This window comes from Pseudomonas sp. JY-Q (genome assembly GCF_001655295.1).
Classification (GTDB): domain Bacteria; phylum Pseudomonadota; class Gammaproteobacteria; order Pseudomonadales; family Pseudomonadaceae; genus Aquipseudomonas; species Aquipseudomonas alloputida.
Genome location: NZ_CP011525.1, coordinates 6,106,692 through 6,122,561 on the forward strand (window position 1 = coordinate 6,106,692; position 15,870 = coordinate 6,122,561).

Sequence of the window (15,870 nt, forward strand, 5' to 3'; positions counted from 1 at the left end):
CTTGAAACTGCTGATTCTCGACCGTGACGGGGTGATCAACTACGACTCCGATGCGTACATCAAGACGCTGGAAGAATGGGTGCCGATCCCCGGTTCGGTCGATGCGATCGCGCAGTTGAGCAAGGCGGGCTGGACGGTGGCCGTGGCCACCAACCAGTCCGGCATTGCCCGTGGCTACTACCCGCTGGCAACCCTTGAGGCCATGCACGCGCGCCTGCGCGCGCTGGTGGCCGAGCAGGGCGGCGAGGTGGGCCACATCGTGTATTGCCCGCATGGGCCGGACGAAGGGTGCGATTGCCGCAAGCCCAAGCCCGGCATGCTGCGGGCGATCGCCGAGCATTACCAGATCGGCCTTGAAGGCGTCTGGTTCGTCGGCGACAGCAAAGGTGACCTGGAGGCCGCCCTGGCCGTCGGTGCACAACCCGTGCTGGTGAAGACCGGCAAGGGCGAGCGGACCCTGGAAAAAGGCGTCCCGGAAACTACACTGATTTTCGACGATCTGGCAGCTATCGCCAGAGAACTAATTTAAACAGTGCGCCTTCTGGCGCATTTTTCTTCAGGCGGGCATGCCCCGCAATGGTACAAGCCACTATGTCGATCCTGCAGGCGATCAGAATCTTTCTTTTTTACCTGCTGCTGGGCACCAGTTCGCTGCTGTGGTGCTCGCTGAGCTTCTTCGTCGCGCCGTTCCTGTCGTTCCCCAAGCGCTACAAGTTCATCAACGTGTACTGGTGCCGCTGCGCGCTGTTTCTGGTGCGCACCATCCTGGGCATCGACTACAAGATCACTGGCGCCGAGAACGTGCCAGCTGAGCCTTGCGTGATTCTGTCCAATCACCAGAGCACCTGGGAAACCTTCTTCCTGTCCCAGTACTTCTCGCCGCTTAGCCAGGTGCTCAAGCGCGAGCTGCTGTATGTACCGTTCTTCGGCTGGGCCATGGCCATGCTGCGGCCCATCGCGATCAACCGCGACAACCCCAAGGAAGCGTTGCGCCAGGTGGCGAGCAAGGGTGACGAACTGCTCAAGCAGAAGACGTGGGTGCTGATTTTCCCAGAAGGCACCCGTGTACCGTTCGGCACCATCGGCAAGTTCTCGCGCGGCGGTACCGCCCTGGCCGTGAATGCCGGGCTGCCGGTGCTGCCGATTGCCCACAACGCTGGGAAGTTCTGGCCCAAGACCGGTTGGGGCAAGCGTGCCGGTACAATCGAAGTGGTAATTGGTGAGCCGATGTACGCCAACGGCACGGGGCCACGTGCCATTGCCGAACTCAACGACCGCGCTGCAGCTTGGAACGAAGCGACCCAGCGGGCCATGGGATCGCTGCCGCCAGCTGCGGAAAAACCTCAGGAGCAGATGGCTTGACCTTCTGTGGATAACTTGTGTGCAGTTTTTGGATTAAATGCTTTAATTGATACCTAAGTGTATGAATTTTCTAGTTATTTCTTTGTATGAATTTTTTCTGAAAATCGTGCATAAGTTTTTTTGAAGCATAAGAAAACCGGCTTTTACAGCCGGTTTTTTTATGGCATGTGGACATCAGACTTTGTCGATATCTACATCCTTGGTTTCTCTCAGACAGAAGATCCCAACCACCAGGCTGATCCCGGTCACCAGCACCGGGTACCACAGCCCGTAGAAGATATCCCCGGTATAGACCACCAGCGCGAACGATACGGTAGGCAGGAAACCACCGAACCAGCCATTACCAATGTGGTAGGGCAGCGACATCGAGGTGTAGCGGATGCGGGTCGGGAACAGCTCGACCATCACCGCCGCCAACGGACCATAGGTCATGGTCGCGATCAGGATCATCGCCACGATCAGTACCACCACCATTACCTGGTTGACCTGCGCAGGGTCGGCCTTGGCCGGGTAACCAGCCTGCTCGATTGCAGCGCGCATGGCGGTTTCATCAAAGCCGTTGATGGTCTTGTCACCGATGTTCACCACCACTTCACTGCCGGCCACGCTAACCGAGCTGTACGGCAGGCCCTGCTTGACCAGGAAGGTCTTGACCTTGTCGCACGGGCTGTCAAAACGAGCCTTGCCCACTGGGTCGAACTGGAATGTGCAGCCTTGCGGGTCGGCGGTGACCACGATCGGCGCCTGACGGCTGGCAGCGTCGATCTGCGGGTTGGCGTAGTGGCTCAGCGCCTTGAACAGTGGGAAGTACAGTACCGTGGCCAGCAACAGGCCGAGCATCAGGATCGGCTTGCGGCCGATACGGTCGGACAACCAGCCAAAAAACACGAAGAACGGCGCGCCAATCACAACGCTGATGATGAGCAGGGTGTTGGCCTGAGCCGAGTCCATTTTCAGCATCTGGGTCATGAAGAACAGAACGTAGAACTGCGCCGTGTAGAAGGTCACAGCCTGCCCCGCGTTGATGCTGAACAGGGCGGTAAGCACCACTTTCAGGTTTGGCCAGGAGGTGAATGACTCACGGATGGGCGACTTGCTGACCTTGCCTTGAGCCTTCATTTTCACAAAGGCCGGCGACTCGTGCATGCTCATGCGAATCCAGGTGGAGATCGCCAGCAGCACGATCGACAGCAGGAACGGCAAGCGCCAGCCCCAGGTTTCGAACTGGTCGCCACTGATATACCGGCTACCCAGCACCACCAACAGCGACAACAACAGGCCCAGCGTTGCGGTGGACTGGATGAAACCAGTGTGTAAGCCACGCTTGCCGGGCGGCGCATGCTCGGCCACGTAAGTGGCTGCACCGCCATACTCGCCGCCCAGCGCCAGCCCCTGAAGCATGCGCAGGATCACCAGGATGATCGGTGCGGCGATGCCGATGCTGGCGTAGGTGGGCAACAACCCCACAGCGAAAGTAGACAGGCCCATCAGCACGATGGTGACCAGGAAAGTGTACTTGCGCCCGATCATGTCACCCAGGCGGCCGAACACCAGCGCGCCAAACGGCCGCACCAGAAAGCCCGCAGCAAAGGCCATCAGGGCGAAGATGAAAGCGGTGGTATCGTTCACGCCAGCGAAGAACTGCTTGCTGATGACCGCTGCCAGCGCACCATAGAGAAAAAAGTCATACCACTCGAAAACCGTCCCGAGGGATGACGCGAAAATGATCTTGCGTTCTTCACGGCGGCTGGAGCTGCTGGCCGCCGCACCCTGCTCTTGGATGTAATCCGACATCGTTGCTGTCCTCGGCCCTTAGGCCACAGTGATTATTCTTGTTGTTCCACTGTCGGCGACTTCTGACCGCAAGCCGCCGGTACTGCACGCACCCGGGTCAGGGCGTCGGTAACGCGTCTTCGTTCAGGTAGGTCTGGGTAGCAGCTCCTTTGAGGATCAGTTGCGCCGCCTTTTCGGCGATCATCAGGGTGGGGGAACAGGTATTGCCGGACGTTATCTGCGGCATGACCGAAGCATCAGCCACACGAAGACCGGGGATGCCATGCACGCGCAGCTGGTTATCCACAACGTCCATGGCACCGTTGCCCATGCGACAGGTACCGACCGGGTGGAAGATGGTGGTGCCGATCTTGCCAGCGGCCTCGAACAGTTCTTCCTCGCTTTGCAGCGCTGGGCCCGGCAAATATTCCTTGGGCTCGAAAGCGGCGAGGGCAGGGGCCTGGACGATGCGCCGGGTAAGGCGAATGGCATCGGCAGCAACCCGCAAGTCCTGCGGAGCACTGAGGTAATTGGGGTCGATCAGCGGCGTGCTGTTCATGTCGGTGCTGCAGATGTCGATGCGCCCGCGGCTGACCGGGCGCAGGTTGCACACCGAAGCCGTAAAGGCCGGGAACTGATGCAACGGCTCACCGAAGCGTTCCAGTGACAGCGGCTGCACGTGATACTGAAGGTTGGCGGTGGCCTGTTCAGGGCTTGAACGCACGAACGCGCCTAACTGGCTCGGCGCCATGGCCAGCGGCCCGCTACGGTCGTAGAGGTAACGCAGGCCCATGCCCATCTTGCCCCACAGGCTGTTGGCCATCTGGTTCAAGGTACGGGTGTTGCGGATCTGGTAAATCAGGCGCAGTTGCAGGTGGTCCTGCAAGTTGCCACCAACGCCTGGCATATCGTGGCGAACACCAATACCCAAGCTTTCCAGCAACTGACGCGGGCCGATGCCGGAGCGCTGGAGGATGCCCGGAGAACCAACCGCCCCAGCACAGAGAATGATCTCGCGGCGCGCCGCAAACTCATGCCAGGCCCCTTGCCAGAGCGCTTTCACCGCCCGTGCGCGGGTGTTGTCGAGCAGTACCTGGTCAACCTGCACGCCGGTCAGCACAGTGAGGTTGGCGCGATCCTTGATCGGCCGCAGGAAAGCTTTGGAAGCGTTCCAGCGCACACCACTGCGCTGGTTGACCTGAAAATATCCACAACCCTGGTTGTCGCCGGTGTTGAAATCGTCGACCTTGCCAATACCACTCTGCTCGGCGGCATCACGGAAAGCATCAAGGATCGGCCAGCTGTAGCGTTGGCGCTCGACCCGCCATTCGCCCTCCGCGCCGTGGTGCTCGCTGGCGCCGGCAAAGTGGTTTTCGCTGGCCTTGAACAGCGGTAACACATCTTTCCACGCCCAGCCGTCGTTGCCTTGCGCGGCCCAATGGTCATAGTCGGCGGCTTGGCCCCGCATGTAGATCATGCCGTTGATCGACGAACAGCCACCTAGCACCTTGCCCCTTGGATAACCCAAAGCGCGACCGCCGAGGCCAGGCTGTGCCTCGGTCTTGAAGCACCAGTCTGTGCGCGGGTTGCCGATGCAGTAGAGGTAACCGACGGGGACGTGGATCCAGGGATAATTGTCGCGGCCACCCGCCTCCAGCAGCAGCACGCGGCAGGAAGAGTCGGCGGACAAACGATTGGCCAGCAGGCATCCGGCGGGACCGGCCCCTACGACCACGTAGTCGAAGACAGAATCGGCTGATGGCATGTGCAACCTCGCGCCTGTTTTTTATTCTTGTCCCGATCCATCTTAGTGAGTAATTTCGTGGATGAAACACGAGATTTCGCGCAGCCGCTGTGCGTTTTAGCACAGTGGCAAGCCTGTACCGACCTTTTCGCGGGCTCGCCCGCACCTCAGGGATCACGTTACCTTCAGGGTGTTCACCGCACCTGTGGGGCATGCCCGTGAAGAGGCCGGAACGAACTGCCATAAAGGACAAGCATGTTCGACTGGAATGATCTGCGGTTTTTCCTCGAGTTGCAGCGCAGCGGCCGCCTGCTGACCGCCGCCAAGCGCCTGAACACTACCCACAGCACCGTGGCCCGGCATATCGAGAGCATCGAGCAGAGCCTGGGGACCGCGCTGTTCGTGCAGCATGCCCAGGGCTACGAGCTGACCCCCTCGGGCCAAGCCCTGCTCAAGCATGCCGAAGCCATGGAGAACGTCGCCTTGCTGGCACAGGAGGAAATCACCCAGGCCATCACCCCACTGGGCAAGATTCGCCTGGGGGTAACCGAAGGCATCGGCATCATGTTCTTCACCCCACGCATGAACGCGTTGTTCGAGCGCTACCCCGGCCTGGAGGTGGAACTGGTAGCGGTGCCGCGTTTCGTCAGCATCCTCAACCGCGAGGCAGAAATCAGCATCCATCTGGAGCGACCCAACGCCGATCTGCTGATCACCCGCAAACTCACCGACTACCGCTTGGCACTGTACGCCAGCCAGGACTACCTGGACCGCGCACCGCCACTGCGCAACCGCGAAGACTTGGCCCGGCACAGCTGGATCGGCTACGTCGACGATTTGCTGTTCAGCCAGGAACTGCTGTTTCTCAACAGTTTCTGCCGAGCACCCAACGTGGTGTTTCGCAGCACCAGCGTGATCGCCCAGCAAGCTGCCGCCCGCGCCGGGCTGGGCATCGCCGTGCTGCCCAACTACATGGCCCGCCACGACCCGACACTGGTGCGCGTGCTGCCGGGAGAAACCATCCAGCGCAGCTACTGGATCTGCACCCGACGCGAGTTGCACAAGTCTGTGCGCCTGCGGGTGGTGTGGGACTACCTGCTGGCGTTGTGCGCGGCCGAACAAAGCGAGTTGCTAGCCGAGTAGTGCCTTGCCGGCCAACAACAGGGCAGCGGCCCAACCTGCCACGGCAAACATCTGCTGCAGACGCGGCCCGGCCAACCTGGCTGCCAAGGGTCGCGACAGCAGCAGGCCAAGCACCGCGCCGACGGCAAACGGGGCGCCAACCTGCCAGTGCATGACGCCCGCAAGGCTGGCGCTGACCACACTGCCGGTAGAGACCAAGGCAATCACCGCCAGCGAAGTGGAAACGATGCTGGCCATGCGCAGGTTGGTGTAGCGGTTCAGGGCAGGGATGATGACGAACCCCCCACCCACGCCGAGCAGGCCGGACAACAACCCGGACAAGGCACCCGTGAATGCCAATGCGCGCGCGCAGGGCAGGGTCCAGCGCAAACGCCCCTGCAACGGGTTCAGCACACACGGCTCGATAAAGCGATGAGCGTCATTGGCTTCGCCACGCAGTTCTTTGGCCGCCTTGCGCCAGATACGCAGGCAGGCATAAACCAGCACGCCGGCGAATACCAACTGCAACGGTGTATTCGGCAGGCGGTGCGCCAGCATCAGCCCGAACGGCGCTGCTGCCACACCAATCAACGCAATGAACAGCGCAGCCCGATAACGCACCAGCCCTTGGCGCAAGCCCAGCACTGCGCCAACCGCTGCAGCCAAACCTACAGCCAACAGGCCCACCGGTGCCGCTTCGACCATCGATAGCCCCAGGCCGAACACCAGCAAGGGTACTGCGAGAATGCCACCGCCTGCACCGGTCAGCGCCAGCACCGCGCCGATGATTGCGCCCAGGCCCGCCCCTAACAGTTGATGCTCGATCACTGCCCACCCTCGGCTACCAGCTGCGGGCGTGCCAACCACTCGCGCCCCTTGAGCATGCCTTGCCAGTACAACGGTGGCAGCGCCTGTGCCTTGAGCAGCCAGGCCAGGCGTGTCGGCTTGCGGCCATCGAGTAACCAGTTGGGGAAGCTCGGTGCCAGCTTGCCGCCATAGGTGAATTCGGCCAGGACGATCTTGCCGCGCTCGACGGTAAGCGGGCACGAGCCATAGCCGTCGTACTGGGCCAGGGTCGCCAGCCTGCCCAGCGCCACCAGCACATTGTTGGCGACCACCGGTGCCTGCTTGCGGGCCGCAGCGGCGGTCTTGGCATTGCTGGTGTTAGCCACGTCACCCAGGGCATGAACGTTAGTGTATTTGCGATGGCGCAGGGTATGCGGATCGACGTCAACCCAGCCGGCGCTATCAGCCAAGGGGCTTTCGCGAATGAAGTCTGGCGCCACCTGTGGCGGTACCACGTGCAGCATGTCGAAGACCTCGATGTGCGTCTCGCTGCTGCCATCGGGCAAGGTACGCAAGAATGTAGCGCGCTTTCCCGGGCCGTCTACGGCAACCAACCTGTGAGAGAAGTTGAGATCGACGGCGTATTTTTCGATGTACTTCATCAGCGCGGGCACGTAGTCCGCGACACCGAACAGCACGGCACCCGCATTGTAGAAGCTGGCTTTCACCGCCCCCAAATGGCCATGGCGCAGCCAGTGGTCACAAGACAGATACAGCGCCTTCTGTGGTGCACCGGCGCACTTGATCGGCATGGGCGGCTGGCTGAACAGCGCGCGTCCTTGCTTGAGCTTTTGCACCAGTTCCCAGGTATAGGGCGCCAGGTCGTAGCGATAGTTGGAGGTGACACCGTTGCGGCCCAGGGTCTCGCTGAGCCCATCGATGGCCGCCCAGTCCAGCTTGAGGCCGGGGCAGACGATCAGCTGTTCATAGCTGATGGCGCGAGCATCATCGAGGATGACCAACTGGCCCAACGGGTCGAATCCCTTTACCCGCGCCTTGACCCAGCGCACACCGCGAGGAATGGTCGACGCCATGGTGCGAGCAGTGCTGGGTGCCTTGAACACACCGGCACCGACCATGGTCCAGCCGGGTTGGTAGTAGTGCACTTCGGCAGGGTCGATCAAGACCACGTCCAACGATGGGTCGCGGCTGATCAGGCTGGAAGCAGTGGCGATACCGGCGGCACCGGCACCGACGATGACCACCTTGTGGTGGTCGGTATTGGCAGGGGACAACAAGGCAGGCATGGCGGCAAATCCTGGAAATCTGATTATGGGGGCAGGGCGGTTACAGCTTGTTCAGCGGGATCTTCAGATAGCTCACGCCGTTCGCCTCTGGAGGGGGTAGCTGGCCGCTACGCATGTTCACCTGCACCGAAGGCAGGATCAGCACAGGCATTTCGAGCGTCTTGTCGCGGGCTTCGCGCATGGCAACGAAGCTGTCCTCATCGATACCCTGATGGATGTGAATGTTGCTGGCGCGCTGCTCGGCGACAGTAGTGACGTACTGCATGTCGCGGCCACCTGGCAGGTAGTCGTGGCACATGAACAACCGAGTCTGGTCGGGGAAAGCCAGCAGGCGACGGATTGAGCGGTACAAGGTGCGGGCATCGGCCCCGGGGAAGTCGCAGCGGGCGGTGCCGTAATCGGGCATAAACAAGGTGTCTCCAACGAACACCGCGATCTCGCCGGCATCTTCGATCATGAAACTCATGCACGCGGGTGTGTGCCCAGGCGTGTGCAACGCACGGGCCTGCAGGTTGCCAATACGGAAACCTTCCTCATCTTCGAGCAGCACATCGAACTGGCTGCCATCACGGGCGAAGCCGGGCTCTGCGTTGAACAAGGCGCCAAACACTTTCTGCACCTGGGTAATGTGCGCGCCAATTGCGGTATGGCCGCCCAGCTTTTCTTTCAGGTAGGCAGCCGCTGAAAGGTGGTCAGCGTGCACATGGGTTTCCAACACCCACCGCACGCTGGCATTCAGTTCATTCACACGCTCGACCAAGCGATCAGCCGAAGCGCTACAGGTGCGCCCGGACTTGGGGTCGTAATCCAGCACGCTGTCGATCAATGCGCATTGTCGGGTTTCACGGTCCATGACCAGGTAGCTGATGGTCGAGGTCGCCTCGTCATAGAAGGCGTCCACGTGAAGGTTGTTGCCGATGATCATCACGTTCTCCAATTTATCCGCCCCGCCTTGTACAGGCGTAGGCAGTGACAGGAGCTTTATCAAGATGCATGCCAGGCTTTTTGCCACTCACTGGCCAGTAAAACCGGCCAGTTGCAGACCGCTGCGGGCAAAACTGGCAGCCCAGGTGGCAGTCGACTGACAGCCAATGGCAGTGTTTGGCAGTCCTTGTTACCCTGCGTCGGTCATCCATACGGTGCCGACATGCCTGAAGCCCATCCTCTCATCCTAGCTCTGGTTTCCTACCTCGAGCACGATGCCCTTCCGACCATCGTGTTGGACACCGACTACAACATCCTCGCCGCCAATGCGGCCTATCGCCGTCAGTTTGGCCGGCATGATCAGGCCCCACTGGGCGAGAAGTGCCACAGGGTTTCGCACCACTACGCTGTGCCGTGCGACCAGGCTGGCGAACATTGCCCGATGCGCAAGGCGTGGGACAGCAAGGTACCGGAGCGGGTATTGCACATTCATCACACACCACGCGGCCCGGAGCATGTGGATGTGGAGTTGCGGCCGATCCTGGATGAGCAGGGCAAGGTAGTTGCCTTTGTCGAACGCCTCACCACCATCACCCTCGCTTCGGCGCAGCCACAGGAGCAAGGGTTGGTCGGCCGCGCGCCAACCTTCAAGGCCGCGCTGGCCAGCCTGCAGCGTGCGGCACCGGCGCAGATCCCGGTGTTGTTGCAGGGGGAGTCGGGGACCGGCAAAGAGCTGTTCGCCCGCGCAGTGCATATGGGCAGCCCCAGGGCCAACGGCCCACTGGTGGTGGTCGACTGCACCGGCCTGACCGAGTCGTTGTTCGAGAGTGAACTGTTCGGCTATGAGAAGGGTGCGTTCACCGGGGCGAATCAGCGCAAGATCGGCTTGGCCGAGGCGGCGCATGGCGGCACCCTGTTCCTCGATGAAATTGGTGAAGTGCCGCTGGCGATGCAGGTGAAGTTGCTGCGCCTGATAGAGTCCGGGAGTTTCCGTCCCGTGGGCAGCCTGCGCACTGTGCATTCGGATTTCCGCCTGATATCGGCCACCCATAAACCACTTAAACAAATGGTCGCGGATGGCTCCTTCCGTGAAGACCTGTATTACCGCATCAGCGGCTTCCCGATTCGTCTGCCTGCATTGCGCGAACGGGTGGAAGATCTGCCGCTGCTCGCACAGAGCCTGCTGCAGCGCATGGCCGGCCAGCCGACGCCCAGGCTGAGTGAAGACGCCTTGCAGCAACTTGCGTTGCATCCGTTTCCGGGCAATATCCGCGAACTGCGCAACATTCTGGAACGCGCGCGTTTGTTTGCCGATGACGGTGTGATCAGGCCAGAGCATTTACCGGAAGACACCGGGCTGGCTGGCGCGGCTAAAGGAAGCGGCCGTCGCAATGACCTGGGTGAGCTGGCGCAGGCGCTGGAGCAGTTCAAAGGCTCGCGCAGTGAACTGGCCAGTCATCTTGGCATGAGTGAACGCACGCTGTATCGCCGCTTGAAAGCGCTCGGGCTGAACTGAAAGAACGCCAGACTTTACCGGACCTTTACCTGCGCCCTGACATTGAAAGGGAAAAATCGTGGTCTGATCAGTTAACCGAACCTGGCAATCAATACTTGCCAGGCGATTACAGGCAGAGGACCGCATCAAATGAAGAAAACCCTAACCGTGATCTGCGCCGCGCTCATGCTCAGCACACCGCTGGCAAGCTTCGCGCAACCGGGCCCGCCTGATCGGCATGATGGCGGCCCATCGCACCAAGGCAACCCGCCACAGGGTCAACCACAGCACCAGGGCCGACATGACAATGGCCGCGGTCCTGCTTACCGTGATCCAAACTTCCGCCCACAACAAGGCATGCCGATACCTCATAAGCAGTGGCAGCGTGGTCATGCCGTTGATCCACATTACCGTGGTGACCGTTACTGGGTAACTGACTGGAAAGCGCGCCACCTGTATGCGCCACCTCGTGATCATCGTTGGCTGTATGTGAATGGCGACTATGTGCTGGTGGCCATTGCCAGCGGTGTGATCGTGAACATTCTCACCGGCTACTGATTGTTTGCAGACACTAAAAAGCCCGCATCAGCGGGCTTTTTAGTGTCTGGCGAATTACACCTGATGTAGGTTCACAAAATAGGTGATAGGCCAGACCCCGTGAAATTGGAATCTTCGCCATTTTTTTGTGAAATGAAGGGGTGCTTTTCACAGAAAAGCCGAGAAATCCCTACTCACCAATCACAAAAGTTGATTGGCCTGGAAAGGGCCGTTTACGACCGACGCGTGACTTTTCGGTAAGGGATGAGGAGTAGTCGCAGCGATCCTTTAGCTCCTAGTCTGGCGACCTTGGGTTCAGAATCCGACTGGCAATGCCCGCCGTCACTACTTCAGAGGAACCAGCTTCCTCTGCTGCCAAAATTGCGGGGGCTCATGCTGGTACCCAGGCCCGACAAATGCGCAGTTGCAGCCCTCAATTGCAAGGCTATCCAAAGCGGCACGCGTGTCAATCAAGATCTGATGCATGACGATGGCCGGCCTCACGGAGGTGAAACCGGAGATTCAGAATGACTAAACCGACCCCGTAGACACCAACCTCCACGAAGGCCGCTATCGACCCAAAGCTGTCCTTCAAGAAAGGCAGCTAACGGCGAGAAGCGGTCATTTTGTATCTACAGGTTTCGGGGCGATTCACTCGTCTGATGCTCAGGAGCACCAGGATGGGCGTCAAGGAGGTGGTCATCTTGAGGTGGACTATGCTGACCAGTTGCTCTCAAATCTAATCGTGAGGTCCTCCATGGCAAACCCCAATCTGCTGGCTCTATTCAGAGATGAAGTCCTTCTGACCGGGCCTGAAAGCTCCCTACCTAGCAACCTATCTCAGTTCTGGCTTGAGGAGCTCCAGAATCATCTGGAGAGGTATTTCGACGGTTTGAACTCGGAGTCAGATGCAGAAGAGAAGGATCTCGACATCTCCCTCCCACTCGCAGCGATCATCCACATCTTGTTCGCAAAAAATGGTGGGGAGGAGATATCCGAGAGCTCTGAAAAGCTGTACGAGTATTTCCAAGACTACCGGCTCGAACTGGCCCTTGAAGAGATCACGCGAAAGACTCATGTGGCTGCCGAGGCTGCAACCATTGAGACCATCTTCACCAACCGAGACGTCCTGGTGGAGCAAAGCCCCCTTCTTCAATAGGTACCTCCACCGATGCCATCGCCGGCGGGCACGCTCCGAGGCATTGATGGAATGCATTTTGACGACTGCCGAGATCAGCGAATGAAAGAAATTGCTGCGCCGATGTTCGATCTAATCGCTTTGTCGCTTCCACGAGGGTTGGGGTTTGGGGACAGCCCGCCAGTAGGGGCATGGCTTAGTGAGGACGGAATTTCTTGTGCCGCTCTAACCCGAAATATCAATTCCGGCAGCTTCGGAATTGTCACCTTGCGGCGTCGTGTCGATAGCGTGTGGGTGCTCCTCAGCCATGGTGAGTGCACCACTGGCGAGTCCGAAGCCCGCGCCTCAATCAGCCATTTTCTCTATACCCAAGCCCATCCGCTTCCACTCCCTTCAGGTGAACGACGACGTGCTCCTCTAAGCAGAATGGGTAAGCGCACACCAAGCGTGGTGTTCAAATCACTATTTGATCCAAGCCGCCGTATTGGGGCGTGGGCGCTGAATCAACTGTATCTCGCACTGCCATCCCCAGACAGAAATTGGGTTCCCGATTGCCAGACTGAGAATTTTCACACCCGCCTCTGGGAAGCCCACCTATTAGCGATTTTTCGTGAACAGGGACTCTTGGTCACCCAGCCTAAAGAATCACCCGATTTTCACATCGAGAATAGGCTGGGAGATGAGGCCTGGGTTGAAGCAGTGACAGCCAACCCGGAAGAGCGGTATGAGCATTTTGGCGCCTCGCCGGTCCCCCCACCCGCTGACCGACATGAGCGTTTCTTAGGAGCGGCTGCAGAAAGGTTTGCGAGGACCATCCAAAACAAATTGGACAAGCGTTACGAATCCCTACCGCACGTGGAGGGTAAGCCGCTCATTCTGGCCTTAGCCGATTTCCATGCGCCCAGTTCAATGCTGTGGAGCAGGGAGTCGCTCATCAGCTATCTCTATGGCTTTGCAGTTCACTCATCTGCGCATCGTGGTACGCACCTGATAACTGTGGAGGAAGAGACATCTCTGCTATCAGGGCGCCCCAACGGCCTATTTACGCTAATGGAAAATGCCCATCTTTCAGCGGTCATTTTCACCAATGCCTGCACAGTGCCAAAGCTCAGCCGAGTGCCGATCTCAGGTGGAGCTCATCTAGACGGGTACCGATACTTGCGGTTTGGTGAGTTTTTCGACCGTTCTCCGGGAGCATCACGAGGTATCCCATTTCTGTTGGATGTAGCGTCCAGCGACTACGGTCAGCTCTGGCCGCAATATGGCTACGAGCCGTGGTCTGCTGAAGTGGAGGTATTCCATAACCCTATGGCACTATACCCGGTGCCTAATGAGTTGATACCAGAAGTCACCCACTGGAGAGAAGTAAACGGAAGAGTCGAGTGCGAATCTTTCTTTGATGTATCCATACTCCGATCCAGAACACTCGTCCTCAGTGCAAACGCTAAGGTTCCGTCACTCGATGAGTTGCTGACAGCAGCCAGTCCTCCAGAGCTCTGACGGCGGCGGGGTGGCCGCATCGTTGCCACGCAGGTAGATGAGAATTTCTCAGCAAGCTACCCAGCCAGGGGAAGGACATGAGATCCCCTGCGCAATTCAGGACCGTTGAAGCGTCACCTCTCTTCGGGTAAAAGCATGACCGTCATACAACGCTACAACAGCGTCATACCCGAGAGCATAGGAAGAAAAATGTCGATCCAAGGACTAAAACGATACTTTGGAAACAAGATTCACGCAGTGATAATGATGGCCCCGCTTAAGCGGGAAATGATACGCCTCGGCATATGCACCCTTATGGCGATTATTCTGAATATCATCTTGTATACCGGCGTTGAAGTAGACGGCACCATCAAGCCGTGGGCAGAAACCCCGATAAAACTGTTTGCATCGTCGATGTTATTCGCCTTCATGATCAAGGCTTTTCTGCCAGTTCTCGGCTGGACGATACTGAAAGCAATGCTGTTGAGTGCGAACAATGCCTTCAGCGGCATACTGAGTTTTTTGGGCAATCAGTTCACAGGCGTCATGTACTGTACCGGAATTATTATGGGTTCTATCACGATTAAATTGTATATGGTTTCCGGGGTTTTAGACTCTGAGTTTGCTTATCTGTCCGCAATCGTATTTGCTTCCGGGGTTTTATATTTCTATGTGCTGCAATGCGCCATTCAAAAAACAATGAGTCCGGCCCTGCGTACACCAGCAGTACCGCGTTAAACCACTAGGCTGTGACTATTCATCTCTGGTGCTCAGTAGGCGCTCGCTCTGCTGAACCCTCACCCATACACAACCATTAATGGACTGGCCCGCCTTCGACTTTATGAAGAAGGCGAGCGAGCACGTGACTGATTGCGCATGTATTCCGAGATGAGACTTTCGAAATTGATGTCCGCCTCCTCAACGAGAATATTGACGTGACAGTACAGCTCTTCAGGACCTCTGAGATAATTGAAAATCCTTGATCTAACGATGCCGCAAACCCCTTCTTTGACCGCCGTAGAGGGGAGGTTGATAACATCGCCAACGCACGGGATAAGAGCTAGGCCATGGTCGCTGTTGAAGACAATGTCAGCTGGACAGGCATCAATGCTGGCATCGGATTGTCCTTGCGAAACCTGCTGATAATCAATGCTATACCTCATGTACAGCCTACCTCATTTGTTGAGTGAGGAATCAGCGCCGCGGATCGTAAACAGAAACCTCAAGTTCGCAAGCGACGGGAGCATGTAGCGGATTTTCGGTACTAGAGAGCTTGGCAACTATCGTTTTTCAAGCACATACCCTACGCCCCGAAGCGTATGTATCAGTTTGGTCTCGAAAGGGTCATCTATCTTGGCTCTGAGTCTTCGAATCGACACCTCTACAACGTTTGTGTCGCAGTCAAAATTCATATCCCAAACCTGCGAAATAATTTGGGTGCGGCTCAGCACCACACCGGTATTACGCATCAGGTAATGCAGTAACGCGAATTCTTTCGTGGTCAGGTCAATGCGCTGACCGTCCCTGAATGCCCTGTGCCGGCTCTGATCAAGCTCCAGGTCAGCGACGCGAATGACCTCTACGGATGCAGGGTGATCTGACCTGCGCATCAAGGCGCGAACCCGGGCCAGCAGCTCAGGGAACTCAAATGGCTTGATCAGGTAGTCATCTGCTCCGTTCTCCAGCCCCCGGACCTTATCCGCCAGCCGGCTTCTCGCCGTCAGCATCATGATACGGGAAGGGCAGTTTTTACGACGCAACAACTCAAGGACCTGCCAACCGTCCATCTCTGGCAGATTTATATCCAGGATAATCAGCTCATATTCGTGCTGCTTAGCCAAGAATAATCCATCTGACCCGGTGTGGACGCAATCTACGACATAGCCACATTCCGTCAGACCTTGACGCACATACTCCGCAGTTTTTACTTCATCCTCAATTACCAGAATTCGCATGGGATTTTGTCTCGATATCACTGAGCAATTAACCGCGCACGCGCGCCGGCATTATTGAAAGGGATGGTAAATCAAAATGAGCGTGCCGGGGCTCAAATGACGGATTTGTAATTTCTAGGTAATACAGTTGATAGTCTGGCGGTATATCTTGTCGCGGTTTGGGTTTGACAGTTGCGGGCCCTCTCTCCAGCAGGTGATTTGACCTTATGAAGTATTGGGTTATTTTCTTCTTTGTGCTGGCTTCGTTC

Annotated in this window: 15 protein-coding genes; 8 read left to right on the top strand and 7 right to left on the bottom strand. The window is 58.1% G+C overall.

Features of this window, described 5'->3' with window-relative positions:
• Window position 1 precedes the first annotated feature (1 nt).
• On the top strand, window positions 2-529 hold the full coding sequence (gene gmhB, locus AA098_RS27380; protein ID WP_003253129.1) for a D-glycero-beta-D-manno-heptose 1,7-bisphosphate 7-phosphatase: 528 nt from the start codon (window positions 2-4) through the stop codon (window positions 527-529).
• A gap of 47 nt (window positions 530-576) precedes the next feature.
• On the top strand, window positions 577-1,362 hold the full coding sequence (locus tag AA098_RS27385; RefSeq protein ID WP_010951467.1) for a 1-acyl-sn-glycerol-3-phosphate acyltransferase: 786 nt from the start codon (window positions 577-579) through the stop codon (window positions 1,360-1,362).
• Between the two features lie 174 nt (window positions 1,363-1,536).
• On the opposite strand, the gene AA098_RS27390 is transcribed toward AA098_RS27385, so the two are convergent.
• Together AA098_RS27390 and AA098_RS27395 are read right to left on the bottom strand one after the other, a co-directional pair.
• Complete coding sequence (locus AA098_RS27390) at window positions 1,537-3,156, bottom strand: MFS transporter (protein WP_010951466.1); 1,620 nt, start codon at window positions 3,154-3,156, stop codon at window positions 1,537-1,539.
• Window positions 3,157-3,253: 97 nt separating this feature from the next.
• Window positions 3,254-4,900 (bottom strand): GMC family oxidoreductase, encoded by a 1,647-nt coding sequence (locus tag AA098_RS27395; protein ID WP_064615148.1) that lies wholly within the window; start codon window positions 4,898-4,900, stop codon window positions 3,254-3,256.
• A 234-nt stretch (window positions 4,901-5,134) separates the two neighbouring features.
• Here AA098_RS27395 and AA098_RS27400 point away from each other — a divergent pair, with 234 nt between their 5' ends.
• Window positions 5,135-6,022: a LysR family transcriptional regulator gene (locus AA098_RS27400; RefSeq protein WP_003253138.1), complete on the top strand. Its 888-nt coding sequence runs from the start codon at window positions 5,135-5,137 to the stop codon at window positions 6,020-6,022.
• Here AA098_RS27400 and AA098_RS27405 read toward each other — a convergent pair.
• Genes AA098_RS27405 through AA098_RS27415 form a run of 3 tightly spaced genes read right to left on the bottom strand, consistent with a single transcriptional unit; the run spans window position 6,011 to window position 9,019 of the window.
• The gene (locus tag AA098_RS27405; protein WP_064615149.1) at window positions 6,011-6,829 is read right to left on the bottom strand and encodes a sulfite exporter TauE/SafE family protein; all 819 of its coding nucleotides are present in this window, start codon (window positions 6,827-6,829) and stop codon (window positions 6,011-6,013) included. The two genes, AA098_RS27400 and AA098_RS27405, sit on opposite strands and share 12 nt — an antisense overlap.
• Window positions 6,826-8,094 carry an FAD/NAD(P)-binding oxidoreductase gene (locus tag AA098_RS27410; RefSeq protein WP_064615150.1) on the bottom strand — a complete coding sequence of 423 codons (1,269 nt, stop codon included), beginning with the start codon at window positions 8,092-8,094 and terminating at the stop codon, window positions 6,826-6,828. The genes AA098_RS27405 and AA098_RS27410 overlap by 4 nt, the downstream gene beginning before the upstream one ends.
• Window positions 8,095-8,134: 40 nt before the next feature.
• Window positions 8,135-9,019: an MBL fold metallo-hydrolase gene (locus AA098_RS27415; protein WP_003253146.1), complete on the bottom strand. Its 885-nt coding sequence runs from the start codon at window positions 9,017-9,019 to the stop codon at window positions 8,135-8,137.
• 222 nt (window positions 9,020-9,241) lie between these two features.
• On the opposite strand from AA098_RS27415, the gene AA098_RS27420 reads away from it, so the two are divergent.
• The 5 genes from AA098_RS27420 to AA098_RS27435 all read left to right on the top strand — a co-directional run bounded on the left by AA098_RS27420 (window position 9,242) and on the right by AA098_RS27435 (window position 14,405).
• Entirely contained in the window at window positions 9,242-10,534 is a 1,293-nt protein-coding gene (locus AA098_RS27420) for a sigma-54-dependent Fis family transcriptional regulator (protein WP_054889516.1), read from the top strand.
• 129 nt (window positions 10,535-10,663) lie between these two features.
• On the top strand, window positions 10,664-11,071 hold the full coding sequence (locus AA098_RS27425) for an RcnB family protein (protein ID WP_003253149.1): 408 nt from the start codon (window positions 10,664-10,666) through the stop codon (window positions 11,069-11,071).
• Window positions 11,072-11,807: 736 nt separating this feature from the next.
• A complete protein-coding gene (locus AA098_RS27430; RefSeq protein WP_153428583.1) occupies window positions 11,808-12,209 on the top strand; it encodes a hypothetical protein in 402 nt (133 codons plus the stop codon).
• An 81-nt stretch (window positions 12,210-12,290) separates the two neighbouring features.
• On the top strand, window positions 12,291-13,688 hold the full coding sequence (locus AA098_RS29040) for a hypothetical protein (protein WP_223296393.1): 1,398 nt from the start codon (window positions 12,291-12,293) through the stop codon (window positions 13,686-13,688).
• Between the two features lie 189 nt (window positions 13,689-13,877).
• Window positions 13,878-14,405, top strand: a complete 528-nt coding sequence (locus AA098_RS27435) for a hypothetical protein (protein ID WP_012269855.1) — start codon at window positions 13,878-13,880, stop codon at window positions 14,403-14,405.
• A 101-nt stretch (window positions 14,406-14,506) separates the two neighbouring features.
• On the opposite strand, the gene AA098_RS27440 is transcribed toward AA098_RS27435, so the two are convergent.
• The gene (locus AA098_RS27440) at window positions 14,507-14,830 is read right to left on the bottom strand and encodes a hypothetical protein (protein WP_010951457.1); all 324 of its coding nucleotides are present in this window, start codon (window positions 14,828-14,830) and stop codon (window positions 14,507-14,509) included.
• A gap of 117 nt (window positions 14,831-14,947) precedes the next feature.
• Entirely contained in the window at window positions 14,948-15,622 is a 675-nt protein-coding gene (locus AA098_RS27445) for a heavy metal response regulator transcription factor (protein WP_003253420.1), read from the bottom strand.
• Between the last annotated feature and the right edge of the window lie 248 nt (window positions 15,623-15,870).